The sequence below is a fragment of the Fusibacter paucivorans genome (assembly GCF_018390735.1).
Taxonomy (GTDB): Bacteria; Bacillota; Clostridia; order Peptostreptococcales; family Acidaminobacteraceae; genus Fusibacter; species Fusibacter paucivorans.
Map to the genome: position 1 here is coordinate 227661 of NZ_JAHBCL010000001.1, position 24838 is coordinate 252498.

Sequence of the window (24838 nt, forward strand, 5' to 3'; positions counted from 1 at the left end):
TCCTTTCAACTGTTAATACTGCATTGTCATACCGCATGCTATTTTTTAAGTAAACTCAATACTTCACTCAAGGATATTTCAACTTTGTGATCCCAGTGAATAACGGTTCCATCCGTTTCAACTCGGCGAAAAAAAGTCTCGTCACTCAAAAGGCCAAAGCGAATGGTTTGCAGTTTCGGTGCCAAATTCAGTGTAATGCTGCTGCCATTATCCAACAGCACCTCTAATTGATGTTTCGCTTTTGGATGAACCTCCAAAATCTTTACCATGTCATCACTCCTGACAAATTTCGAATCCTGTTTTTGCTTATAAAAAAACCACTATACAAAATTGTATAATGGTTTAATCATTACGTAACCTACCCACCGGGTAGTCTTTTCATTCGCCCGCTTATATGCTACTCCGTTTTACCAAAGTATTGTTTCAATAGTGCCCGGCTGCCAATGGCTAGCTTGGCAAAGACCGATTTAAGTGCAAACTTCACCGTATTCTGAGAAATATAGAGTTTCTCAGCAATCTCCTTATTGGTATACCCTTTTGATGCCAGTAAGGCTACTTCATACTCGCGGTCTGTCAACTTATCCTTATCTTCGGGAAAATACTTTTGCTTAACCGCTTCTTTAGCATCAGCATACGTTTTATAAAGCATTAAAATATACGTCGCATCTTCTCTGTAGCAGTCCGAAAAAACCAGTTCTTTCACAAGCGGCTCGAGATAGTCGCCATTTTCAACAAAAGGCATATAGAGCTGATCCGGCATCGCAATTGCCAATGCCTTTTTGAGGTCTTCCCGCGCATCGTCAATTCTTTTCAGCTTCCAGTTTGCAGCGGCTGAATAAAGGTACGTATACACACTGCTCAATAAAGTCGGAAAAATTGATGCAATTTGTAGGAAGTGCGGCACACTGCCCAATATTTTTGTATAGCGTTCATTGATCAGCATCACCCGGCCATAAATAATGTTAAACATGCCATAATTGGCATAGAGCAGTCGAATGTCACCTTGCTCAGGCCGTCCGAGGCTATCAGGAATTTTATATTTCTGATCCAGTTGTGCATAAAAACTGATTTCACACAATTCTACTTTATGCAAATACTGGTATTCAACGCGCTTTGTCATTTCCTCACGCATTCTGTGCAAGAGTTCAAACATATGCTGATAATCCTGTTTCATCAGATCAATGCGCATTTGCAAATAGATTCCCGAGAGCTCAATACTCCACTGATCCGATGACTGTGCCATATGCATTGCCTTATTCAGTGATATCTCCGCGTTTACAAAATCGCCGCGATGGTAATAGCATTCCGCTTCCATGATAATCTCGGCACCATTGCCGTGCGCTCTTGTAAGCCGTCGATAATGCGGCAGTTTTTCAATCATCGTTTTGAGATGTGTCTGAAGTTTGCCGCTCTCCCGATAATAAAGATAGAGAATAGAAGGTGAACCGTGCGACCAGTCTGAATTCGTATCAAAAACCGATGTCGCCGTCCCCAGCAATGCCCATGCACGATCAAAATGTTCAGCCATTTGATCGAGGTCATTAAATGCTGCAATGCCCTGCATCAATTCGAGTTCACCGTAAAATGCCTGACGCTGTGCTTCTGAGAAACCACCTGCATTTTCGGCCGCTTCTCTGCAAAGTTGACCGAAAATTTGAAATTCATTGTGCAGCGTCATATGCATTGCCAAAATCAGCAGCGCATAGGGATAACGCCCTTTAATAGCCGGCGGGCATTCTTTGACATATTTATACAATGCTTTTACACTTTGTGCTGTTGAATTTTTTACTTTTTCAGTTTTGATCGACTGTAAAATGGCTTCAAAATCACCACAGCGATACCAGAACTGTCGGGCAGTAAAAAAATCTTGCTGTTTAGAATACCATGCCGCTGCCTGTCGATATAAGCGCATTTTAAAATCTGAGGGCTTTGTTTCAAACACCTCTCGAAGATACTCTCGAAACAAACTGTGAATCTGATAATTTTTTGTGCGCACGTCATAATTGATAAAAGTATTCTTTTGTACTGTGTTTTCAAGAATCTGTACCGCACTTTGACCGTCCCAAATGAACACCGCCTGTTTTAAGGTGAAATTGTCGAAGATGGACAGCATCGTCATCAATGCTTTCGCATCGTCATCAAGCGGTGTGTAGACAATTTTTTCAATGAGTTTATAGATGCTTTCCGGCGGTTCTAAAACGCCGTCTTTCAGATAACTCAACAGCATCAAATAAAGTGCACTAATCCATCCCTCTGTCGCATCAAACAGCCATTTCGCTTGTTTCTCATTGATGATAACGCCACAAGCATGATAGTAATCTATTATTTCATTCTCAGTCATTTCGAGACTTTCTTTTGTTACGTGATGCAGGATGCCCTTAAGCGACAATTCTTCGAGATGATGCAACTTCGTATAACGCCCCGTTAAAACAATATGAAGCCCTTCAACTTCATTGGCTGCAAGGGTTGTAATGAGGCGGTTGAGTTCTGGGCTGTCAATTAAATGATAATCATCAATCACCAGTACACAGGGGTTAACGAGATTAAGTGTCCCCATCAACTTCAACGTCTCTCGCAATGAAACGGCATCATTCGGAAAGCCCACTTGGATGAACCGCTGATAAAGACTTTCATTATAGTTGCCAAATAGTGTCGAAAACTCATCCCAGAAATGATCGATGAGTTCGTCATACACCTTGAGCCAAAGCACATCGGCTTTTGTATGCTCAAGGAAGTGCTTAACGGCAGTTGTTTTGCCATACCCCATGGGCGCTTCCACAATGGTCAGCGGATATTCCCAAATACTTTTAAGTGTTTCCAATAACCTTGGTGTGAAATATAATTGCTTTGTTTGATCGCTTTTTCCGTTCAAAAATCCGCCTGCTTTCATCTCTTTTTATACGATTGTCAGGTGATGATCTTCGAAACCGGACTGCTTGTGTCCATGTTTGTTCGATCGCCAGTTTGAATCTACTATAACATATTTTATGACGGTTTTTTAATGGATTACCTGAGGAAATTGCATTATTACCTGTCATTTGTCAACTTTTTTCATCTGACGTATTCACTTGTTTCACAATCGCATTATAGGCCGCGGTTTCGCCTTCTTGCAGCTTTAAAAGCCGAATGTTCATCTCCTTGTCGGCTTTGAGCCACGACGACTGGTCATTGGGAATCGGCGATGTAAACATATGCCTTGGAATGTCTACCTCAATGAACGAATGATCTAGTTTTATGGTTATTGAATCGCCGGTACTGGCGAAAAGCTCCCCAATATCACTCCCTACGATCTGACTCGTATTGCTAGCCTTCATCACAGCGGCAAGTGCGGCGGCCGAACTGCTCGTGTTTTCTGAAATACAGACAAAGACCTTCCCATAATAAATGGGTTCTTGATGATAATTCTCTATCCACAGATTTTCCTGCTGCATCGCCGCATAGCTTTGTGTTTGATAGGTATCAACGGGAAAGTACATCATCAGCTGTCTGATAAAACCACTGTCGCCCCCACTGCACTCAGAAATATCGATCAACAGTACTTCATCCTTTTGGATCACATTGAAGCAGTCTTGAAGAATCATGCTGAGATGATCGGTTGTCATCGATTTAATTTTGAGAACATGGTAGCCATCACCTTCAATCAGTGATACCGGAGCGTCACCATGATATTTCCTTATATAAGCATCCAGTCCTGCATTTGTACAACTTACTGTCTGTTCAACCAATTGCCCGTCCTGCTTTTGGAAAACGAGCTTAAAAGAATCGTACACGCCAAAGTAAAGGTTGAGAAACACATCACTTAAAGCGTAGCGTTCAATAAAGGCTGCTCTGCCCCGCGAACTCGGAAAAATACCGCTTTCAAAATAGGTTTTGATGGGTGTATCGTTAATCGTCATTAATTTATCACCTATGGCGAGCGCCAGTTCATCATTTGGCTGATCAATATAGGCAATACCATCTATGTAGGCAACCGTAAATGGCAGCGCTTTATTGTAAAATTGGTAATAACTCTTAAAATGCGAATCACCTCCACCATGAACCAATTCACAGATCATTTGGTAGAATGTAAGCGCCTCTATTGTCGTTTCACTTTGTCCAGTTTCAGCACTCCTTTCACTGATTCTCGCTTCACTTGCTGCATGATTCTCTGTCTCAAATACGGCCTTGTTAAGTTCGGCAATTGATGCGGCAATATGGTAATGCACCGATTCGACATCGCCGACATAATAGTCGGTGATCGCCTGATCCAACTGCTTTAGATCCTCGATTGCGTCCATCTTATTTATACGGTAATCAATCACATTTAGGATATCGTCTTGCCATCTTCCCGCTAACTGCCTGCCATTCGGCAATGTCATCTCTCGCACGGCTGTCGGTACGCCATTATCCCACACAGCATCAATGGAGACTCCATTTTCCGCTGTAAAAACACCTTGGCCATTGGGGGTGAAAAAGGCCAAATCACCTTGATAACTGCCTGAGAGCGCTTCGTCCTGATAGTCAATGGTGTATGACATATCCGTCGTACTGCTTTTATGTATTTTCGTCCATGTATATGCACTCAGTAGCAAGATCAGTATCAGTAAGCTCGCCAGTACTCTTCGCTTCAATTGTTTCTCCATTCTATCTTTATATGGTATTCACAAATTTAGTGCTATTCTTTTATATCATACACTTTCTGTCATAAGCTTCCAAATATTATCTTAAATACCTGATTACTGATGCAGCTTATGATTTCGGCTCAAAATTCTTAAAATCAGGTTAAAACATCAAATTTTATGATGATGACCTCTGCAAAAAATTAAAGAGTGGGAATTGACAGAATTCCCACTCCAAAGAATTGCATTCATTTTTATAAATAAAGCTCTACATGCCGTATCCTGTACTATACCTATAGATTACGTGCTACTTCGTAAGCATCCCAAATGGCGTACATGATATTTTTCACTTTATTCGCATCACCAATCACATTTACATCCATTGATTCAAATGCCAGCGCTTGTGCCAACGTATTTTCAGAATTATAGCCAATGGCGATAATAACAGAATCTGCTTTGATGCTTTCTTCCTGATGGCTTGCGGTTTGAACAACAATACTGTCAGCTTCACCACGAATGACACTTGCGCTGCATTTGACATTGATCGCATTGAAAGCAATAAGATCATGCAACATATCGTGGTTGGCATGGCAAAGTGGCCCTCCTACACTGAGTATATCAGGCTGCATCTCAACAATGGTAACTTCTTTTCCCTGTTCTTTCAACCAAAGTGCCGTTTCACAGCCCACGAGACCGCCACCAATGATAACCACTGAATCTCCGGCATCTTTCTTTTGCAGCAATACATCTTCAGCACTGTATACTCTTTTGAAGCCATCCACAGTCAGTTGCTTAGGTGTTGATCCCGTCGCTACAATTACGGTTTCTGCCTCAAAATCGCGGATCGTCTCAATTGTAGCTTCCGTTTGACAGCGCACATCGACATTAAGTGCTTCAAGTTCCCTCACATACCATTTTACCAGTGCGTGATCATCTTCCTTAAATTCTGGTACACCCCCGGGCAACAAATTCCCGCCCAATTGTGCGTCTTTTTCAAGAAGTGTTACTTTGTGTCCACGAATCGCGGCAACCCTAGCTGCTTCGCACCCTGCAACACCACCGCCGACTATAAGAATGTGCTTTGCCGCCTCTGCTTTGCCAATACCGTAGTCATTTTCACGAGCACAGGCTGGATTTACGGCGCAAGAAACCGTTGCAAAGGTCTGAAGCCGGCCCATACAGCCTTCTTGACATGAGAGACACGGCCTTACGGAATCGAATGCGCCTGCTTTAATTTTATTTGGGATCGCCGCATCTGCCAACAATGGCCTCGCAAGACCAATCATGTCTGTTTTGCCTTCTATGATAGCGTCGGAAGCTAAATCAGGATTTTCCATTCTCCCCGCACTAATAATCGGAACATCTACGACACCTTTTAAAATCTCATTGTACGGCAGATACAAGCCTTTTTCCTGATACATAGGCGGATGACTCCAATACCACGAATCATAGGAACCTACATCGGCATTGAGTGCGTCATAACCAGCTGCTACCAACATTTTCGCCGCTTCGATTCCCTCTGGGATATCTCGTCCCACTTCTTCAAATACTTCGTTCGGAAGACCACCTTTGCACCAATCCTTAATAAAGCTCTTGATACTGTAGCGGAGGGAAACAGGGAAATCTTCACCGCAAGCTGCTTTAATTCCCTGAACAATTTCACAGGCAAAGCGCAGACGATTTTCTAGTGAACCGCCGTATTCGTCTGTACGCTGATTAAAAAATGAAATGGCAAATTGATCCAAAAGGTAACCTTCGTGAACAGCGTGTATCTCCACACCGTCAAAACCACCTTTTTTTGCAATCACTGCAGACTCAACAAATTTCTGTACATAAGTTTTTACTTCTTCCGTCGTCAGTGCGCGACAGGTAACACCTTTTAAAAAGCGATGAGGAATTTCAGAGGGTGCGACAGCTGTCTTCCCTACAATAGATGGAATACTAACACGACCAAAGCCTGAAGAAAGCTGCAGAAAAATTTTAGCCCCATAAGCGTGAATCCGCTCGTTCATCTCATTGGCTGTTGTGATGAAGTTAAGCGGATTCAGTGTTGGGCATGGCATTGATGGTAAGGCGCATTTTTCGATATCGTTTTCTACCATGGTAACACCTGTCATCAAGAGCCCGGTACCGCCCTTTGCGCGTTCTACGTAAAAATCCATACCGCGCTTGTTAAAACTGCCATCTGCATTACACATACCACCGGGGCCCATTGGTGCCAACACAAAACGATTTTTAATTTCAAGCGACCCAATTTTGATTGGATCAAACAGTATCTTGTGCCGATTGTTCATTTGTTCTCTCCTTTATCCTTATCATTTTGATGATACCTTTGATTCCATGATAAATCATAAAGTAACTTTACAAGCAAGCACAATGTTAAATTTTTATCGATATCCAAAGTTCAATAAATATTTTCAGCTCATCCTCTTCGCCTACTTCTACAAGCAAGATCTTGCCCCAAGCCATATCGCCAACGGTCAATCGCTTTTCTTTTGCGTAGGCGATCGCCTCTTCAAAAATCGTCTGAGACTCCCGTAATGTCGCCTTATCAACGGCGACAATTGTATGAAGACAAGATTTTGACGGCAGCAATCTCGTCATAAGCCCAACGGGAAGTTCCAATACTTTACGGCTGCTGTCGTCAATGAGATAGCCAAAATCACTCATACCTAGACTCCGGTGAAGCACTGCCAACTGTACTTTTGGCATGGCCTTAATCCAACTTTGCAACAGCTGTTGAGAAGTCCTATTCTTTGAGAGCCAACCTGAATCTTCATCGCAAATAACAAACATTTCCGGTGACATCGCAAGCTCACAGCTTCCAAATAAGTCATCTATTCTGCGAATACTGCTTAAATGTGACTCAATGGCATCTGCAAGCGATTGATAATAAGCCGCCATTTCCAACGCTTTATTTTTATAATGCGCCTCGCGCTCTTCAATCATAGCACGGCTGTTCTCCTTGCCAGCAAATTGCTTGACGACTGTCTTCATCGGGAAACCCATTGATCGGTATTTTTCATAAGAAATGAGCCGAAAGACGTCGACAATATCGTAAACTCGGTGCCCTTTGCTGTCTTTTTCCACTGAAATAAGATTCTCTTTTTCAAAATATCGAATGGCACTGGTCGTACAACCAATAAGCGCTGCCAAATCTGTAATACTATACAGGTACATGACGCCTCCTCTTGAACCTAAAGTAGCTTTAGCAATTCACACTATTGCGGCGTGAAATATTTCCATGTCAACAGCACGGATGTTCTTCTCAATAGATAATGTCCTCGACTTGCATATCACGTTAGCTTATACTGCTTTAATTCAAAGTGTTATTCAGAGAGAACTTTGCTGTCTGTTCAAAGCCTCTATATTCGTAATAAAAATGGCTCTCTACAATAAACAACTTAGAATGTCACCATAATAACCAAAAAATCAAATGGTTACAAGCGTATCTATTCTTCATGGCAGACTAAAGTTTGCTTATATTTCTTAACATTTATAAAACTATTTTATATCCTTTCTCTTTTACACCATGAAAGCGTATAATAACATTGCACTGTTTGAGTCTGTGATTTTGGCAGACGTAGGGGCGTCTAGGGATCATTTCACATACCACTTAAGCAGAAATTTCAAAGACAAAGAATCATGGAGGAAACATGAAAAGAAAATTATTGCTGGTCGTTTTAGCGATTTCAGCCTTTTTAATGATTGCGTGCGGTTCAAGCAACACACCTGCTGAGCAAAATGCCGACAATACGCCGGCAAATGCAACTGAGACGCCAGCAAATACAAACGAAACTGCTCAAAACGGCAGTAACATTACTGAACCTACCGATACATCACAGAATACCATTGATAACACATCTACAGATACAGCTCCGGAAGCGGCTGTAGAAACAACGCAGGAAACAGTTGTCGAAACAGACGCTGGCTGGCATTCTGATTACTACGATGCAGAAGCAATGAAAGACGTTACGCTGAACATGTATGGCGTTACGGACACAATTATCCCCGTTCTGGAACAATTTACAGCTGATACGGGTATCAAAGTTGAAAATCTCACCATGCAAAACGGCGAAATCCTTCAGCGATTAATCAACGAAAACACTGCCGGAACACCGATTGCTGACATTTGGTTTACCGGCGGCGCCGATACCTTTATCAGTGCGGCACAGCAAGGCCTCCTGCACGCCTATGATGCACCGGAAGGCGCTGTTCTTGACGACATCATGAAAGACCCCGACGGCTACTGGTACGGGACTTCTTTAACACTCGTCAACTGGGTCGTCAATACGGCACTTATTGACGAATACGGCATAAGAATGCCCGAAACATGGGACGACCTCATTCAAAGCGGATTAGAAGGCGAAATCTCCATGTCCGATCCCGCTTCATCGGGAACCGCTTATAATACGGTCAGTGCCATTTTACAAGTACGCGGCGAAAAAGAAGGCTGGATGTATCTCGACCAGTTAATCGGTCAGGTACCATACTTTACAGCACGCGGCAGCGACCCTGCCAATAACGTCCTCTCCGGTGAGGCCATCGTTGGGATCAATGCCAGCAACGGCGACCGAGAACTCGAAGAAAATAACGCCAATATCAAAATCGTCTATCCAAAAGACGGTACCGGCTGGTGGCCACAGCCCGTTGCCATCGTCGAAGGCACCAAAAAACTTGATGCTGCAAAAGTCTTTATTGACTGGATGATTTCAAAAAAAGGCATGCAAACACTAGCAGATGTACGCTATGCAGCCGTTGCCAGAGATGACATTTCCATTCCAGACGGCATCGTCGATATTAAAGATATTCAACTATTCCCTGTAGACTTTCAGGCAAATGCTGCCAACCGAGAATCTATTCTACTCGAATGGCAAAATCATCTGCCGCAATAATCTTTAGAATTTGAGGCGCCTATGCATTTTAGAACCCCTTCACCGCACAAGCTGATTTACGGGATCATCTTCCTCTTTCTGGTGTATTTTATATTACTGCCGGTCATCAGCATTGTGTTTTATGGGATTTCTTCCTCGGACAGCCTTTTCTTTACCACGAAAGGGTTCCAAAACAGCTTCATATATTTACGGCACAGCCTCAGCGTAGCCATAATCGTCACGATTATGGCTACTGTTTTAGGCCTGACCCTGTCGTTTACACTGCACCGCATGGCCTTCCCTGGCAAGGGTTTCCTCAGAGCGCTCGTTATGCTGCCGTTTATCAATCCGCCTTTTGTTGGCAGCATTGCCTACATCATGCTATTTGGCAAGCGCGGCCTCATTACACATAGGCTGCTGGGGCTTACGATTTCGCCTTTTGGCATGCGCGGCATTGCCACTGTTCAGGTTCTTGGTCTCACGGCGCTTGCCTATCTCCTGATTAGCAGTGCCATTCAGAAGACCAATGTTTCTCTGGAAGAAGCAGCGCGCACCATGGGTGCATCGGAAGGCAAAGTCCTGCTGACTGTGACACTGCCGCTGATGGCGCCTGAAATCGCCGGAACAGCCCTGCTCGTCTTTCTGGCCTCCATGTCTGACTTTAGTACACCGCTTATTATCGGCGGCAGCTATCAGACACTGGCATCAAACCTTTATATTCAGATCACGGGGCTCTACGACATGCAGTCTGCCGCATTGTCGGGCATCATTTTACTGCTGCCGTGTTTTATGGCCTTTTGGCTTCACAAATACCATCTGTCAAAACGATCGTACTTTTCAGATGATACGGCTTCTGATGCCATTGTCAGTAAAGCACTGCCAAAGAGCATGAAAGCCATTATGATTGGGCTCAGTGCACTTTATCTCATATTATTACTGGGACAGTACCTCTTTATCGTCCTCGGCGCTTTAACCAAACAATGGGGCTATGATTACACCTTTACGTTAGCACATTTTCAAAGCTTAAAGGGCACGCAGGTTAAACCTTTTATCAACTCGTTCAAGCTCGCGTCCGTCACCGCGCTTTTTGCTTCGGGCACAGGTGTTTTTCTCGCTTATCTGTTAAAGCTGCATCGTCCGAAATTTGCAACCGCAGCCGATCTATTCGCAACACTGCCTGCCGCTGTCCCCGGCATTCTCTTTGGCATCGGTTATCTCGTCACATTCCGATATCCGATTCTCGGCGTCGGCAAGTTTTGGCTGACACCTCTGCCAAGCATTGTTCTGCTTGGGACAAAAGCCATCGTCTATCTCATATGTATTGCACGTTTTATGAATATCGGTTTAAGAGCTGGCTATGCACTCTTGGAGCACGTTCATCCAGACATTGAGAACGCTTCGTATAATCTTGGCGCAGGACAGGCGCGTACTTTTTTCAGTATTATGATGCCGCAAATGAAAAGCGCTTTCTTTGCATCCTTTTTACGCAGTTTTTCTGACGGCATGGTCACACTGGGCGCGATTATATTACTTATTATCCCATCCAACAAAGTGGCTGTTCAACAGATTTTCACTGTTGTCAAGAGCAATGCCTCCGGCGATGCTGCGGCGATTGCACTGCTCTTATCCTTTATGACACTTATTTTTCTGGGATTTTACTATCTGCTTTTCAATTTTCGGGATGTCATTAAGCGATTAAAGGCGCCCTATAAAAAGGAAGTGAACCTATGAGCATCGACATCAAAGCCGTCACAAAAGACTATAACGGATTTAGCGCCTTAAAGGCCGTCGACATACACATTCAGAACGGTGAACTGCTTGCACTTTTGGGCCCTTCCGGCTGCGGTAAGACGACGCTGCTCAGAATCATTTCCGGCTTGCTGGAACCCTCCAGCGGTGAAATCTGGTTTGACGGTGTTGACGTGACAAAATGGGAAACGCAAAAGCGCCAAACGGCCATGGTCTTTCAAAACTATGCCCTCTTCCCGCATATGAGCGTCGAAGAAAATGTCGGCTACGGCCTTAAAATCAAACGTATGCCCAAAGCCGATATTCAAAAACGCATTGATGAAGTTTTAGAAATGGTCGAACTCAGCGGTATGAACGATCGAAGTATTCAGTCCCTCAGCGGCGGGCAGAAACAGCGTGCCGCTTTGGCAAGAGCGCTGATTACAGAACCAAAAATTCTGCTGTTTGATGAACCGCTCAGCAATCTGGATGAAAAGCTGCGGGTTGCCATGCGACAGGAAATACGCCGCATTCAGCAGCGTATCGGCATTACTTCTATCTACGTCACGCATGACCAAAGAGAAGCCATGGCTATCGCCGATAAAATCGCCGTCATGAACCACGGTGAAATTTTGCAGTATGATCGGCCTGAAACGGTTTACCACACGCCATCTAATGCCTTTACCGCTGATTTTATGGGACACGTGAATATTTTACAGCTATCACATTTATCACCGGCAACTGCTTTCTATCGTAAACTGATGCAGGCGCACGCATTCAGCGGAAAATCACATCTGCTGCTGCCGCCAAATGAGATTCTATTAACAGATGCCAGCACCGCCGCCGATATTACCAACACCATCTTTGCCACCGTGTCCAGTCGGGAACTGCTCGGGAATGTCGTTCGCTACCGCCTATCACTTGGTGAAACCGTCCTATACGCTGACTGTCTTTACCGAGTATCACTTTCACTTTATGAACTTGGGCAAACCGTTGCCATAGACTTTAGCCCAAATGGCATACATCTTTTTTAATGGAGATTTTTATGATTATCGATTTACACTTTCACACCAAACAGCATTCTCCTTGCAGTCAGATCGACTATGAGGAAGGGATTAAATACGCAAAGGCCATCGGTCTCGACGGAATCTGCATCACCGATCACGATACTTTTGCCAACCGAGATTTTGCAAAGGCGATGCAGGCGAAGTATGGTATTCTCGTTTTCGTCGGCACTGAAATTTTAACGCTGGAAGGCGATATTCTCTGTTTCGGCCTTGACGAAATACCTGCGGGCATGGTGTCAGCACAAGCCTTGATCGATCACGTCAATGCCGTTGGCGGCGCTTGCATTGCCGCACATCCATACCGCGAAAACATGCGCGGACTCGGCGATCACCTTTTCGAAGTTCACGGTCTTCACGCCGTCGAAACCCTTAATGGCAATACCAAAGATGCCAATAACCTCAAGGCATCCGCAACAGCGGATCAGATTAATTGTCCGCACTGCGGTGGCAGCGATGCCCATCGCATAAATCGTATTGGCATTTATGCCACGCAATTTCCCGATACAGTTGTAAGTGAGCAAGATCTCATCCGATGTATTAAAGAAGGTCAAATATCACCCGTCACCTATATCTCAGGAACATACCGTTAGGAACCTGAACCTATCCAAATAAATATCTATTCCCCCAAAAAAATAAAGCCGGCTGTCCGATGACACGCTTCCTGACTGTGTTGACCAGTATAGACCATTTCTTCTATCAACTGGCTAACATTTGGAATGCCTGTCATTCAGAACAGGTCGGCTCTTTATTTTATGTGTAAGCATCTAATCATTCTCATGCCTTTAAGTCTGTCGCCGCATAGAAATTTTGATTTATTCCACACAGAGATATCGCGCGCAGGCGACATCTTCAACCGCCAGCCCCAAAGCATCAAACAGCGTTACCTCTTCATCACTGGTTCTGCCCTCAATGCGTCCCAGCAAAAGCGCGCCAATCGAACCTCTAATATGTGTTTCATCAATAAGCCCTTCCGCTTTGGGAATAAGGTATTCACCGCATTCACGTTTCATCGCCTCAACTTGGTCTGCATAAAACTTCGATCTGGCGACGAGCTCACTGGTCACTTCCCGTGTCGTCGGACTGAACGTTCCCACGGCGTTAATATGTGTTCCCGGTTTCACCCATTGCGATTCTAAAAAAGGTGCCTGACTCGGCGTCAGTGTACAAATGATATCTGCATCTGCAACAGCTTCCTTTGCCGTCTTAGCAACATGAAATTCCAGCTGCGGATATTCTGAAGTCATTTCATCTATAAATGTCTTGGATCGCGCTTCTGAAAGATCATAGACATAAACCGTTTTGATCGACCTCACCTCACAAACTGCTCTAAGGTGTGACCGCGCCTGAGCACCGGCACCGATCAAAGCCAAAGTGTTGGCATCTTTCCTTGCAAGCAAGTCAGTTGCAACACCGGAAACAGCGCCCGTTCGAACTTCAGTAATTACTGTAGCATCAGCCATACCGACAAAAGCGCCGTGAACGGATTCAAATAGCATGACATAACCCATATGACTTGGGTAATTCGTTCCCATATTGGCATGAAATGCCGTCAGTATTTTCGCACCAAAATAATCCGTATTCCCCAGATAAGCGGGCATAAAACCAAAAGCCTCGCCATTTGGAAGTATTTCAACCGTTCTCAGCGGCTGCTGTGCCTCGCCAGTTTCTAATTGGCACAGTGCGTCGCGCATAATCGCCATGCACTTAGGGATGGTTAATTTTTCACGTACTGCTTCTGCGGTTACAATTTTCATCTCGCTTCTCCAATTCTTTTTCAAAGCCGTTATTGGACAATTAGATGCCCAAATCCTCATCAATTAAAAGCACTTCTGCTGCCGAGCCCATCATTGGCCCCCAAAGCGTCACCATGCCGTGGCACACTTTGTCAGGGCTGTTGCATTCGTAACACTTATCTGCTTTAATGGCGCATGGCGTCTTCATATTCATCTGCTGTGCCCGAATTGGCGCTGCGATATTTTTAGCACGCCAAACAGCTTCTTCATAGGTTGGCACAAGTTTATTGCGCCCGATGATAAAATAAACTTTTTTGTGCCCGAACAGCATTGATGCCACGCGGTTGCCCTTGCCGTCAATATTGACGATTTCTCCTGTTTCAGCCAGCGCATTTGCAGACGCCAAGTAAACATCCGTTGTCATTGCATTTTGGCGCGCTTCATCAGCGTCCTGCTCCCAGTGCCAATAAACCGTATTGTGTGCCTTTAACGCCGTATATGCATTAAGCGTTTTCACCGTTGCCGACCCGCCAATACCAACAGTTACACCATCAACCACACGGTTTAAATAGTCGACGGCCTCTGCACCGCTTGAAAATGTCTGCACGGCATAGCCCCTAACTTTAAGCTGTTTCTCCACTTCTGTAAAAATACCCATACTGCACTTCCTCACTTTCCTGCCCAATATGTCTAATAATCGAATATCATATACGCCTTTATTATATCAGTAAAACGAGACAATCTTGACAAAAAATCGCATCTAACCGCTGTCTTTACGGATGCAGTTCGAGTCCTTTGACAATTCTGTCAATCTGATTTTTCTTACCGTACAAACCGACACCCACAAGATTGAGCGCTTCTGTTTTGAACTCGGCCACCTTTGCACGGTTCGCCATGTCATTTTTTGTTTCAAAAAGTTCTTCCGTATAAATCACAGACTGAATTTCCTTTGTGAATGATTTTATCAAGATTTCTTTCATTTTTCCCGCAGTTGCTGTGTACAGAATAATTGGCTGCCTGCACATCGGCAAATAGGTGATGCCGTCACCGTCTTGATAAGGCTCGCCAATGATAGGCTGTGTGCCGCCAATCCCCGTTGCTAAAAACGCCGTAACATTTAACTTTTGCCACATTGCCAAATTTTCTTCAATAATCATAACCACTTTTGTATCGTATTTCATTGCCGCCTCCTCAAGTCCTATTAATGCTGTTCAAGTCATTAAAAGCGCTGTGTTTTTATGGCTAATTATAACCGCCTGACAGCGGCTGTCTAGTAAAATATTGCGCCACTGCGGCATTTACACGTTTTTGAATTGTTAACTTACTGGTTTATTAACTTACTAGTTTATTGACTTATTGACTTATTGGTTTATTGGCTTATTGGCTTATTGTTTTTAGGCATTTGGTTTTTTAGACAAACATTAAGTTTACATTAAGCACCTTACACATCACCATCGCATCCGCAATAATGTACTAGCATTTTAACTAACAAATAGTATACAATAGTGCCAAATACACTTTTGCTTTTATTATCTTTTATTGTGATGCCTCTCCGCTCGTATGCTGCATATGGTTGTTATATCCACGGACGCATTGCAAGACACCTTTTGGGAGGTGATGAGTATGAATCAGTTTGTCTACAAACAAGCTTCCGGCATTACGGCACTTTCGGCCAGCTTTCATGAATTTTCCTATAAAAAACATGCTCATGATGAATATGCACTGGGCGTTACACTAGACGGCATTCAGAAGTTTTCTTCCAGAGGCAGCATTCATGCATCATGTCCGCACGGTGTAATGCTCTTTCATCCCGGTTTTGTCCATGACGGCTGGGCACATGAGCATCAAAGGCTGGACTACGTTATGATTTATGTCGATGAATCCAAAATGAAAGCAATCCTAGATACAAATGAACCCCATTATTTTAAGGATTCAGTTGTATACGACAAAACACTTGAGCGGCTGGTTTATAATACTGCCTTTACCATTTTAAATGATTGTGATCCTGCATTCTGTGATGATGCATTTACCCTGCTTGGCGCCCACTTGGGCGGTTTGATGACGGATGCAAAAATCAACCGCGAGCATCAGCGTATCCAAAAGATCAAATGGATACTTCGAAATACCGAAGGTGAACCACTGCGGCTTGATGACGTTGCCACAGCCGTTGGCATGTCCAAGTATCAAATGATTCGCATTTTTAAAGCAGCCGTCGGTCTATCACCTTATCAGTACTATTTAAGCTGTAAACTATCACGCGCTAAAAAACTGATCGAAGAAACAAAAGAAGTCTACACGGCAGTCACTGCAGAACACTTTGTCGATCTCTCACATCTGAATAAGCACTTTAAAAACACTTATGGCGTCACCGCCAACACTTATGCAAAATCGCTGATCTGATCGTTATCGGAAAAGCGATTTTCTTACATTTATGATCACATGATACATGATAAAATTGGTACTGCGTATTTGCCAAAAATAAGCGGTTAGCCCCATGCTCATCTCGTTAATTGACTGTCAAAACGGGTAATGGATTAGCATGGAGGTGAATACATGCGAAAATCAGTGTTAACAGGATTTGTATGCTTATTGATGTTCACATTATCAGCATGCGGCAATACCGATTCAAATACAGACCGGCCAGAAAACAGTCCATCAAACAGCACAGGGAGCGCCACTGAAAACAGTACGGCTGAATCAACCGCGGAAAGCGCTCAGAGCATTGAAGTCAATGGCATTATCTTTGAAGACCTCAATGAAAATCAGATTTTTGATGCGGATGAAATCGGCTTATCGGGCATTGACATCATATATAGCGGCAGCATCGTTACATCCTCAGATGACGGCACTTTTCTCATTGAAGCAGCGGCACCCATTGCGATCCAAATAGACATTGGCACACTGCCGGCAGGCTATCATTTAACCACACAAAATGACACGCAAACGGTTTCCGATGCAGATGGTTTTGAGCCTATCGGTTATGCCCCTGCATCCGGCAGTGAAGCACTGTCCATTGATACACTTTTGAATGCAAATCACGACGCTATTCAAAGCTATGCCTTTGATCTTTACATGAACACGAACGGCATGGAAGCAGGCAGCCTCCATTATGCCGCCAATGCGACAAATTTTGTAGCAGAGGATGATAACATGATTACCTATTATCTAGGCGACAGCGGCAAAATAGGCGTCTATACCAAGGCTTCCAATCAGCTTATGGTCACACCTGCCACGGAGACCATGGAAATGGTAACACCATTTACCGCAGTAGAACAGCTTGAACCCGATGCAATTGACGCCATGCACTATAAAGGAACCGAAACCTTTGACGGTAAAACCGTGCATATTTTCAAAAGTGAAATTCCCGGCTTTACCACTGAGCTTTACATCTGGGATACCTATGGGCTGGTGGTGCAAATGTCAACAGAGGCAAACGGCAATTCAGCCGTAATGGCATTTAGAAATCTCATCATCAATGACGTTGACGATAGTGTCTTTGCGTTTCCTGCTGGTGCAGAGATCATTGACTTGACAAACCTAGGTGGCTAATCACAGTGTTTTTTTACCGGCGTTAATGACTGCATAAAACTTCATGCAATATAAAAAAGAGCAGAGATTCCATGAATCTCTGCCCTTTTCATATTACATTCTTTCCATTGCTATTCTTTTCATTGTTATTTATTTCATTGTTATTATTTCACGTTCATTAGCTTCGTATACCAATGCGTTTTATACTTCACTTGTTTGCACGTAAGATCATTACGCAAATCACAGTTAACACTCATGCATAACCACTTTCCACTACAGCTCCCTGTTCTCCAGTTCTGCATTGATCTCTTCTTGAACGGCAATGGCAACGGCTTCGTTGAGAAAATGTTCTTCTTCCACTTCACGGAGCCTTCGCCGGACGGCCTCTTCAACCTCATACTCCTGCTGAAGCCCCAGCTTCAGCGAATAGACCAATATTATGAGAATAATGGCAAATGGCAATCCCGTCATCACCGATGCCGTTTGAAGTGCCGTCAGTCCGCCGCCCATGAGCAGTGCCGCCGCAACAACCCCTTCCATGACAGCCCAGAAGACTCTTTGTGGAATAGGTGAATCCAGTTTACCGCCTGAGGTAAGGTGATCAACGACTAACGAGCCCGAATCCGAAGAAGTTACAAAGAACACCGTTACGAGAATAATCCCGATAATGGAGAGAAAACGGGTTGCAGGCAGATGTTCGAGCATTGCAAACAAAGCAATTGCCACATCCTGTGAGACGGCACCTGCAATATCGCCAATCTGATTCATCTGTAAATAAATCGCTGTTCCGCCAAAAACGCTCATCCAGAAAAAAGACAAAAGTGTTGGAATCAGCATAACCCCAAGGATAAATTCTCTCACAGTACGTCCCTTGGAAATCCTTGCGATAAACATGCCGACAAATGGTGACCAAGAGATCCACCAAGCCCAGTAAAAAATAGTCCATGCACCCTGCCAATTCGTATTTCGGAATGTCTCAGTCCAGAGACTCATTTCAATAATATTGGATAAATAAGCACCAATATTTTGTGTAAACCCACTTAAGATAAAAACGGTAGGTCCAACAATTAAAATGATCAACATAAAAATTGCGGCTAGTCCCATATTGAGCTCACTTAACCGCTTAACGCCGCCATCGAGTCCCATAACGACAGAAGTCGTTGCCATACCTGTAATAACAGCAATGAGAACCACTTGTATGCCAAGGCTCATTTTAATGCCAAACAGGAAATTAAGACCTGCATTTACCTGTGATACGCCTAATCCCAATGAAGTCGCCAAACCTGTAAGCGTTGCTAAAACAGATAATACATCAATGACGTTACCCCAAAACCCATAAATCTTATTGCCGATCAAAGGGTAAAAAACTGATCTAATCGTAAGCGGCAAGCCATTATTGTAGGCAAAAAAGGCGAGGCCTAAGCCCACGATTGAATAAATTGCCCACGGGTGAATACCCCAGTGGAAAAAGGTCGTCACCATAGCCGCCTGTGCTGCTGCCGGTGATCCTGCGGCGATATTGCCAAACATTGGTGATGGTGATAAGAAATGGCTAACCGGTTCCCCGACGCTCCAAAAGAGCAGTCCAATCCCCATGCCGGCACTGAGCAGCATAGCATACCAGCCAAATTTACTAAATTCAGGCTGAGCGTCGTTGCCGCCGATTTTAATATTGCCGTAACTGCCAAAGGCAAAATAGAGTGCCGCGATGATAAAGATATTTGCCGCCATGACAAAAAACCAGCCGGCATTTTTAGTAATGTTTTGCATTAAATTCGTAAATAATGTCTGTGCTGACTCTGGATAAAGCAATGTCAGCACAATAAAAACAACCATTATAATGGCAGAGGCAAAGGTCACTTGGGGATGTACATCAAACCCATAACCTGACCAGTTGTTTTCACCGGGTTCCTGTTTCCCCGCATCATCAAACAATGATGCCGTTGGTCTAATTTGAAGTCCCTTAAACTGCTTTCTATTTTTGATTGCTTTTTTTCTTGCTTCGGTCTCAGCTTTTTTTAGTTTTTTAGCCAATTCCCGCTTTGATTCAAGTCTTCTTTTTCTTTCATCTTCCAATATGTCTTCACTTCCTTTTCTACTGCAACACTAATAGTTTAAATGTTTAACAATCATTTTGTCAAATCTGCAAGTAAAAAACGCATTTATGCCACAGCTCTTTTCATACTCATCATAAAAAAATAAAACCCCTTTGCACCATAAAACACGTAAAATCACATGCTTTATCTAACATACGCGATCGTCGTAATGCAAAAGGGTTTTCTTTATATGCAATTTCCTCAACAAAGGTAATTGTATCATTGCCTTCAGTTGAGCCTTTGCTACAATATGTGTGTTCCCATCTTATGAAAATAATACCTATTGTCGTAAAGGATTAAAATTTGAATGATGCAATTTCTTTGGCGAAGTACTCGGGTTAAAATGCTTAACTTCGCTTCAATGCCAATCACTGCGCACTTCGTTTAACGTTTAAAATATTGGTTCAGAAGATTCGTGAGCATCTCTTGATGATGCGGTTCCAACGTCGTAAGTGGTGCTCTACACGGTCCTGAACTCAAATCCCCGCCTAAAATGTTAAGCGCTGACTTCACCGGTATTGGGTTAACATCGCAGAAGAGCGCATTAATCAGCGGCAGGCAGTCAAGTTGAAGCGCTAAGCTCCCTTGATGATTGCCTTCTAAGTACAAAGCGACCATATCGTGCATCTCCTTTGGTATAACATTTGCAGCAACAGAGATGACGCCCACTCCTCCCAGTGACAGCAATGGTAATACTTGATCGTCATTGCCGGAGTAAATATCCAGTTTGCCGGCACATTTCTGTGCGAGCTCAGCAACCTGTGCAATATTGCCGCTCGCCTCTTTAATCGCGACGATATTATCAATTTCTGAAAGTTTTAATGCCGTATCAGGCAAAATGTTCATCCCCGTTCTGCTCGGTACATTATAAAGAATAATTGGAATGCTCACAGATTCAGCAATCACCTTATAGTGCTCATAAAGCCCTTTCTGGCTGGTTTTATTGTAGTATGGTGTTACATGTAAGAGCCCATCCGCACCGACGGCCTCAGCTCTTTGTGAAAGGCTGATCCCATGTCTCGTATCATTGCTGCCGGTTCCTGCGATAACAGGGACGCGCTTATTCGTATATTTTACAGCTGCCGCAATACAGTCAATTTGCTCATCATCGGTCAGTGTCGATGCTTCACCGGTTGTACCGCAGATGATTATCGCATCTGTACCGTTTTCAATTTGGAATTGAATAAGTGATTCCAATCGGTCGTAATCAACAGTTAAATCTTCTTTAAACGGTGTAACGATGGCCACACCAGAGCCTTTAAAAAGTGCCATTTTATTCTCCTCTTCATTTGTGATCGGTTGTTGTTTCTTTGTTTCATGCACAAAAAAACAGCCAGAGAGAGTACTAGCTGTGGACGAATCATCATTATTTAAATAAATCATCAGTAGCACTCCATATGCTTTTTCAGCCTATGACAGTTGGCTTGCTGTTAACAGACCAACCAGATTGTAATGACGTGGGCATTACGCACTTCGGCACCTTTGCCTTTCTGCGCTTCTCAAATGTACCCACATACATCAAAACGCTTACTTATCATTGGTGCACCTCTACCTTTATTGAGTTATCTACTATACTAACGGTTCATTGTATGAATGTCAATACCTATCACCAAATGTTTACACGAGGCGGTTGTATCTCTTAGCAATACATTATTGAAGCATTCTAAGGGTTTAATAAACGCAAAAAAACAAGTGTCTTCCCAATCACTTTAAGGTGAAACACTTGTCGTTTATGAATAAGAAAATGACACCATTCAAATTTTATTGTCGTTTCCTTAAGTCAATGACATCAATAAGTCAATGACATCAATTATTTTTCTAATTCTATCCCATACTTATGAATTTTTTTATACAGCAGACTCCTGTGAATCCCCAACTTTTCTGAAGCTTCCATGCAGTTCCAGTTGCAATTCCTCAAATATTCTTTAATAATAGAGCTTTCATACTCTTCTACCATGTTCTTCAAAAGATGGTTATCGAGGCCATTTGATTTTTGCACGTTGTGTTTAGTGACCATTTTCGAGGGCAGATCAGTCAATTGAATGACAAAATCATCACAGGTTGCGTAAGCACTCTTAATGACATTGTTCAATTCCCGTATATTGCCGGGCCAAGCATAGTGTTGTAAACAGACTCTGGCTTCTTCTGTGATCGTTACAATGGACTTGTATTCGTTATTGAGCATCGAGAGAAAATAACTGGAAAATAAGTCGATATCTTCGGGTCTGTTTCTCAGCGGAATCATCTCGATATTTATCACGTTGAGCCGATAATACAAATCCTCTCTGAACTTGCCCTGCTTCACCATTTCGATTAAATTGCGCCGCGTCGCAGCAATAACCCTGACGTCAATGGGAATCGGCGATTTACCGCCAATTTTATCGACCTCATTTTCCTGCAAAACCCGTAGCAGTTTTACCTGCATGTTTATGGGCATATCGCCGATTTCATCTAGAAAAATCGTTCCACCGTCCGCCTGAATAAACTTGCCGTCTTTTCCGCCCTTAATAGCACCTGAAAATGAGCCCTCTTCATAGCCAAATAATTCAGATTCTAAAAGTTCATAGGGAATGGCACCACAGTTGATACTTACCATTGGCTTGTCACGGCGAGCACTGTTGTAGTGAATGGAACAGGCAAAGACTTCTTTCCCCGTTCCGGACTCTCCGGTAATCAATACGGGGAAAGCATTTTTCGATGCTTTGTAGGCCGTTTTTTTCATTTCAAGAAATTTGCTGTTTCTGCCGACAATTTCATCAAAGCTAAATTTCTTATTGTTGATCTTATTGTACTCTTCTTTAAAGAATTCAAGTTCCATGTATTCCTTCATTAGTTTTTTTGCAGAGTCGAGCGTATTAAATCGAAATTTCACCTGCGCAACACCGGCAACCACTTCTTCATCTTCATCCAGAACACAGGAGCGGCTGACGAGCAGAAAATCATTGTCTTTGTCCTTGGTCTCACCTTCTACAAACTTATGAATTACACCTTCTTCATTATAAACGTTTTTAACGATATCAATCATCTTGGAATTGGAAATAATGTTCGTAATGCAGCCGCCAATTGCCTGACTTTTATTAATACCCAGAAAGTCACAGTACTGGTCATTGATATCTGTTACAACACCGTCTTTATCGACGACGATAAACCCGTCATCCGTCATATTGAGTATTTGATTAAATATGTATTTATATCTCGCATCCCAATCCATTTTCCCAGCCCCAAATAAAATTTTAAAGCAGGCAAATACATTAAGTATCTGCCTACTTTATCAGTATATCAATTGGCTGAGAAAACTTCAAGACCAGTCATTTCAAGGCTGTACAGCCTTTTTTAGATCATAAGTAACTTTTAGGATACGTCATTTTACAGTTCAAATGCTTTCAATTTATCCACTTCTTCCATCATTGCAGGAATCACTTCCTTAAGGTCACCGACAATACCATAATCGCAAACTTTAAAAATAGGTGCTTCTGGATCTGTATTTATCGCAATGATGTAATCGGAATCACTCATGCCGGCAAGATGCTGTATCGCGCCAGAAATACCGCATGCGATATAGACAACCGGTCTTACTGTCGTACCTGTTTGTCCGACCTGATGCATATGATCGATCCAGCCGCAGTCCACGCATGCTCTGGATGACCCCACTTCGCCGCCCAATTTGTCGGCGAGTGCTTTGATGAGATCAAATCCTTCCGGTCCTTTGATCCCTCGACCGCCAGAGACAATAATTTTCGCATCCGTCAAATTGATACGCTTTTTACCGCTTGGTATCATTTCAACGACTTTAGCCACAATATCTTCATCTTTTAAAGTTGGAGAAATCTTTTCAACCACACCGACAGCGTTGGCCTCGTGAACAGCTTTTTTCATGACACCCGGTCTTACCGTTGCCATTTGCGGTCGGTTTATTGGACAGATAATCGTCGCCATGAGATTACCGCCAAATGCGGGTCTGGTTTGCAGCAGTTTCCCGTCACTTGGATCTATCTCCAGTTTTGTACAGTCGGCAACGAGGCCGGTTCCTATTTTGGCAGCAAGCCTTGGCCCGATATCTCTGCCGATAGAAGTCGCACCGACCAGCACAATTTCAGGTTTTTTCTCAAGAATCAATTCGGCAATCGCCTTTGAATACCCATCTGTTGAGAATGTCTCAAGGAGGGGTGAATTGATGTAATAAACTTTATCAACACCATAATATAAAAGTTTCTCAACTTCTGCTTCAATGTTATGCCCTGCTATGACAACCATTACTTGATTAGCCGTTCCCTCGACGAGCTTTTTGGCCTCACCGATTAATTCCGTTGTCACCGGATGAATCTTGCCTTCTCTTTGTTCACCAATCACCCATATATCTTTGTAATCACTGAGATTGATTGCCTGATTTACTTTTCGCCTCATCAATGTTCCGCCTCCTAAATTAACTTCAGATCTGATAGTTTGCCAATGAGTTTTGCCGCTTTTTCTTTGCCGTTCAGGCCATCAATCATCTCATTTGTTTTGGATTTCGTCGGGACAAAGGATTTATACACATTTGTTGTCGATCCTTTTAAACCGATTTGGGTCGCATCAATGGTTAGGTCGTCAATGCCCCACACCTTAATATTGTCACTGCCGGGTGAATAAGCGTTGAGAATGCCTTTGACCGTTGGGTATCTCGGAACATTTAATTCCTTGATTGCGGTTAGTAATACTGGCATTTTACTCTCGATAACGTAGTCTCCGGTCTCCGTGTACCGCGTCACAATGGCTTTGCCATCTTTGAAATCAATTTTTTTAGCATAGGTCACTTGCGGTATATTCAAGAATTCTGCAATTTCTGGTCCTACTTGCGCCGTGTCGCCGTCAATAGCTTGTCTGCCGCACAGAATTACATCGTAAGATCCAACTTTTTCAATAGCTGCTGCCAGCACAGTTGCTGTCGCCCATGTGTCTGAACCGCCGAAAGCTCGGTCGCTTAAGAGAATGGCTTCATCAGCACCCATTGCAAGCGCTTCCTTTAATGCATTCTTTGCCTGAGGCGGTCCCATGCTGAGCACGGTAACCGTGCAGTCATGTGCCGCTTTAATGCGAAGTGCTTCCTCAAGTGCATTTTTGTCATCGGGATTAATAATGCTCGGAACACCATCTCTGATCAGGGTTCCCGTCTCCTGGTTGATTCGAACTTCATTGGTGTCTGGTACCTGTTTTAAACATACGATAATTTTCATG

Annotated in this window: 19 protein-coding genes and 1 riboswitch; of the genes, 6 read left to right on the plus strand and 13 right to left on the minus strand. The window is 43.4% G+C overall.

Annotated features, from left to right (window positions below):
* Positions 1-38 precede the first annotated feature (38 nt).
* From KHM83_RS00950 to KHM83_RS00970, 5 genes are all read right to left on the minus strand, one after another.
* Entirely contained in the window at positions 39-269 is a 231-nt protein-coding gene (locus tag KHM83_RS00950) for a DUF2442 domain-containing protein (protein ID WP_213235019.1), read from the minus strand.
* A 128-nt stretch (positions 270-397) separates the two neighbouring features.
* On the minus strand, positions 398-2872 hold the full coding sequence (locus tag KHM83_RS00955; protein WP_213235020.1) for a LuxR C-terminal-related transcriptional regulator: 2475 nt from the start codon (positions 2870-2872) through the stop codon (positions 398-400).
* 169 nt (positions 2873-3041) lie between these two features.
* On the minus strand, positions 3042-4610 hold the full coding sequence (locus tag KHM83_RS00960) for a S41 family peptidase (RefSeq protein ID WP_213235021.1): 1569 nt from the start codon (positions 4608-4610) through the stop codon (positions 3042-3044).
* A gap of 281 nt (positions 4611-4891) precedes the next feature.
* Positions 4892-6892 carry an FAD-dependent oxidoreductase gene (locus tag KHM83_RS00965; RefSeq protein ID WP_213235022.1) on the minus strand — a complete coding sequence of 667 codons (2001 nt, stop codon included), beginning with the start codon at positions 6890-6892 and terminating at the stop codon, positions 4892-4894.
* Between the two features lie 85 nt (positions 6893-6977).
* On the minus strand, positions 6978-7778 hold the full coding sequence (locus tag KHM83_RS00970; protein WP_213235023.1) for a MerR family transcriptional regulator: 801 nt from the start codon (positions 7776-7778) through the stop codon (positions 6978-6980).
* 476 nt (positions 7779-8254) lie between these two features.
* On the opposite strand from KHM83_RS00970, the gene KHM83_RS00975 reads away from it, so the two are divergent.
* From KHM83_RS00975 to KHM83_RS00990, 4 genes are read left to right on the plus strand one after another with little or no spacing between them, the layout of a single operon-like run.
* Positions 8255-9493 (plus strand): ABC transporter substrate-binding protein, encoded by a 1239-nt coding sequence (locus KHM83_RS00975; protein WP_213235024.1) that lies wholly within the window; start codon positions 8255-8257, stop codon positions 9491-9493.
* A 21-nt stretch (positions 9494-9514) separates the two neighbouring features.
* Positions 9515-11203, plus strand: a complete 1689-nt coding sequence (locus KHM83_RS00980) for an ABC transporter permease (RefSeq protein WP_213235025.1) — start codon at positions 9515-9517, stop codon at positions 11201-11203.
* Positions 11200-12234 carry an ABC transporter ATP-binding protein gene (locus KHM83_RS00985; RefSeq protein WP_213235026.1) on the plus strand — a complete coding sequence of 345 codons (1035 nt, stop codon included), beginning with the start codon at positions 11200-11202 and terminating at the stop codon, positions 12232-12234. The genes KHM83_RS00980 and KHM83_RS00985 overlap by 4 nt, the downstream gene beginning before the upstream one ends.
* A gap of 11 nt (positions 12235-12245) precedes the next feature.
* Positions 12246-12857: a PHP domain-containing protein gene (locus tag KHM83_RS00990; protein ID WP_213235027.1), complete on the plus strand. Its 612-nt coding sequence runs from the start codon at positions 12246-12248 to the stop codon at positions 12855-12857.
* Between the two features lie 222 nt (positions 12858-13079).
* Here KHM83_RS00990 and KHM83_RS00995 read toward each other — a convergent pair whose 3' ends face one another.
* The 3 genes from KHM83_RS00995 to KHM83_RS01005 all read right to left on the minus strand — a co-directional run bounded on the left by KHM83_RS00995 (position 13080) and on the right by KHM83_RS01005 (position 15181).
* Complete coding sequence (locus tag KHM83_RS00995) at positions 13080-14021, minus strand: ornithine cyclodeaminase family protein (RefSeq protein WP_213235028.1); 942 nt, start codon at positions 14019-14021, stop codon at positions 13080-13082.
* A gap of 40 nt (positions 14022-14061) precedes the next feature.
* Entirely contained in the window at positions 14062-14658 is a 597-nt protein-coding gene (locus tag KHM83_RS01000) for a lactate utilization protein (protein WP_213235029.1), read from the minus strand.
* Positions 14659-14773: 115 nt separating this feature from the next.
* Positions 14774-15181, minus strand: coding sequence for a DUF2000 domain-containing protein (locus tag KHM83_RS01005; RefSeq protein ID WP_213235030.1), 408 nt, complete (start codon positions 15179-15181; stop codon positions 14774-14776).
* 442 nt (positions 15182-15623) lie between these two features.
* Here KHM83_RS01005 and KHM83_RS01010 point away from each other — a divergent pair, with 442 nt between their 5' ends.
* Positions 15624-16400, plus strand: coding sequence for an AraC family transcriptional regulator (locus KHM83_RS01010; protein ID WP_213235031.1), 777 nt, complete (start codon positions 15624-15626; stop codon positions 16398-16400).
* A 153-nt stretch (positions 16401-16553) separates the two neighbouring features.
* Positions 16554-17549, plus strand: coding sequence for a LolA family protein (locus KHM83_RS01015; RefSeq protein ID WP_213235032.1), 996 nt, complete (start codon positions 16554-16556; stop codon positions 17547-17549).
* 252 nt (positions 17550-17801) lie between these two features.
* Here the strand turns inward: KHM83_RS01015 and KHM83_RS01020 are convergent, their stop codons facing one another.
* From KHM83_RS01020 to KHM83_RS01040, 5 genes are all read right to left on the minus strand, one after another.
* Positions 17802-19604, minus strand: coding sequence for a BCCT family transporter (locus tag KHM83_RS01020; protein WP_213235033.1), 1803 nt, complete (start codon positions 19602-19604; stop codon positions 17802-17804).
* 404 nt (positions 19605-20008) lie between these two features.
* Positions 20009-20896 (minus strand): 4-hydroxy-tetrahydrodipicolinate synthase, encoded by an 888-nt coding sequence (dapA, locus tag KHM83_RS01025; protein ID WP_213235034.1) that lies wholly within the window; start codon positions 20894-20896, stop codon positions 20009-20011.
* A 106-nt stretch (positions 20897-21002) separates the two neighbouring features.
* A riboswitch (Lysine riboswitch) is annotated at positions 21003-21183 on the minus strand.
* A 251-nt stretch (positions 21184-21434) separates the two neighbouring features.
* A complete protein-coding gene (locus KHM83_RS01030; RefSeq protein WP_213235035.1) occupies positions 21435-22835 on the minus strand; it encodes a sigma-54 interaction domain-containing protein in 1401 nt (466 codons plus the stop codon).
* Positions 22836-22990: 155 nt separating this feature from the next.
* Positions 22991-24028 carry an electron transfer flavoprotein subunit alpha/FixB family protein gene (locus tag KHM83_RS01035; protein WP_213235036.1) on the minus strand — a complete coding sequence of 346 codons (1038 nt, stop codon included), beginning with the start codon at positions 24026-24028 and terminating at the stop codon, positions 22991-22993.
* Positions 24029-24042: 14 nt separating this feature from the next.
* Entirely contained in the window at positions 24043-24837 is a 795-nt protein-coding gene (locus tag KHM83_RS01040; protein ID WP_213235037.1) for an electron transfer flavoprotein subunit beta/FixA family protein, read from the minus strand.
* Position 24838: the final 1 nt, after the last annotated feature.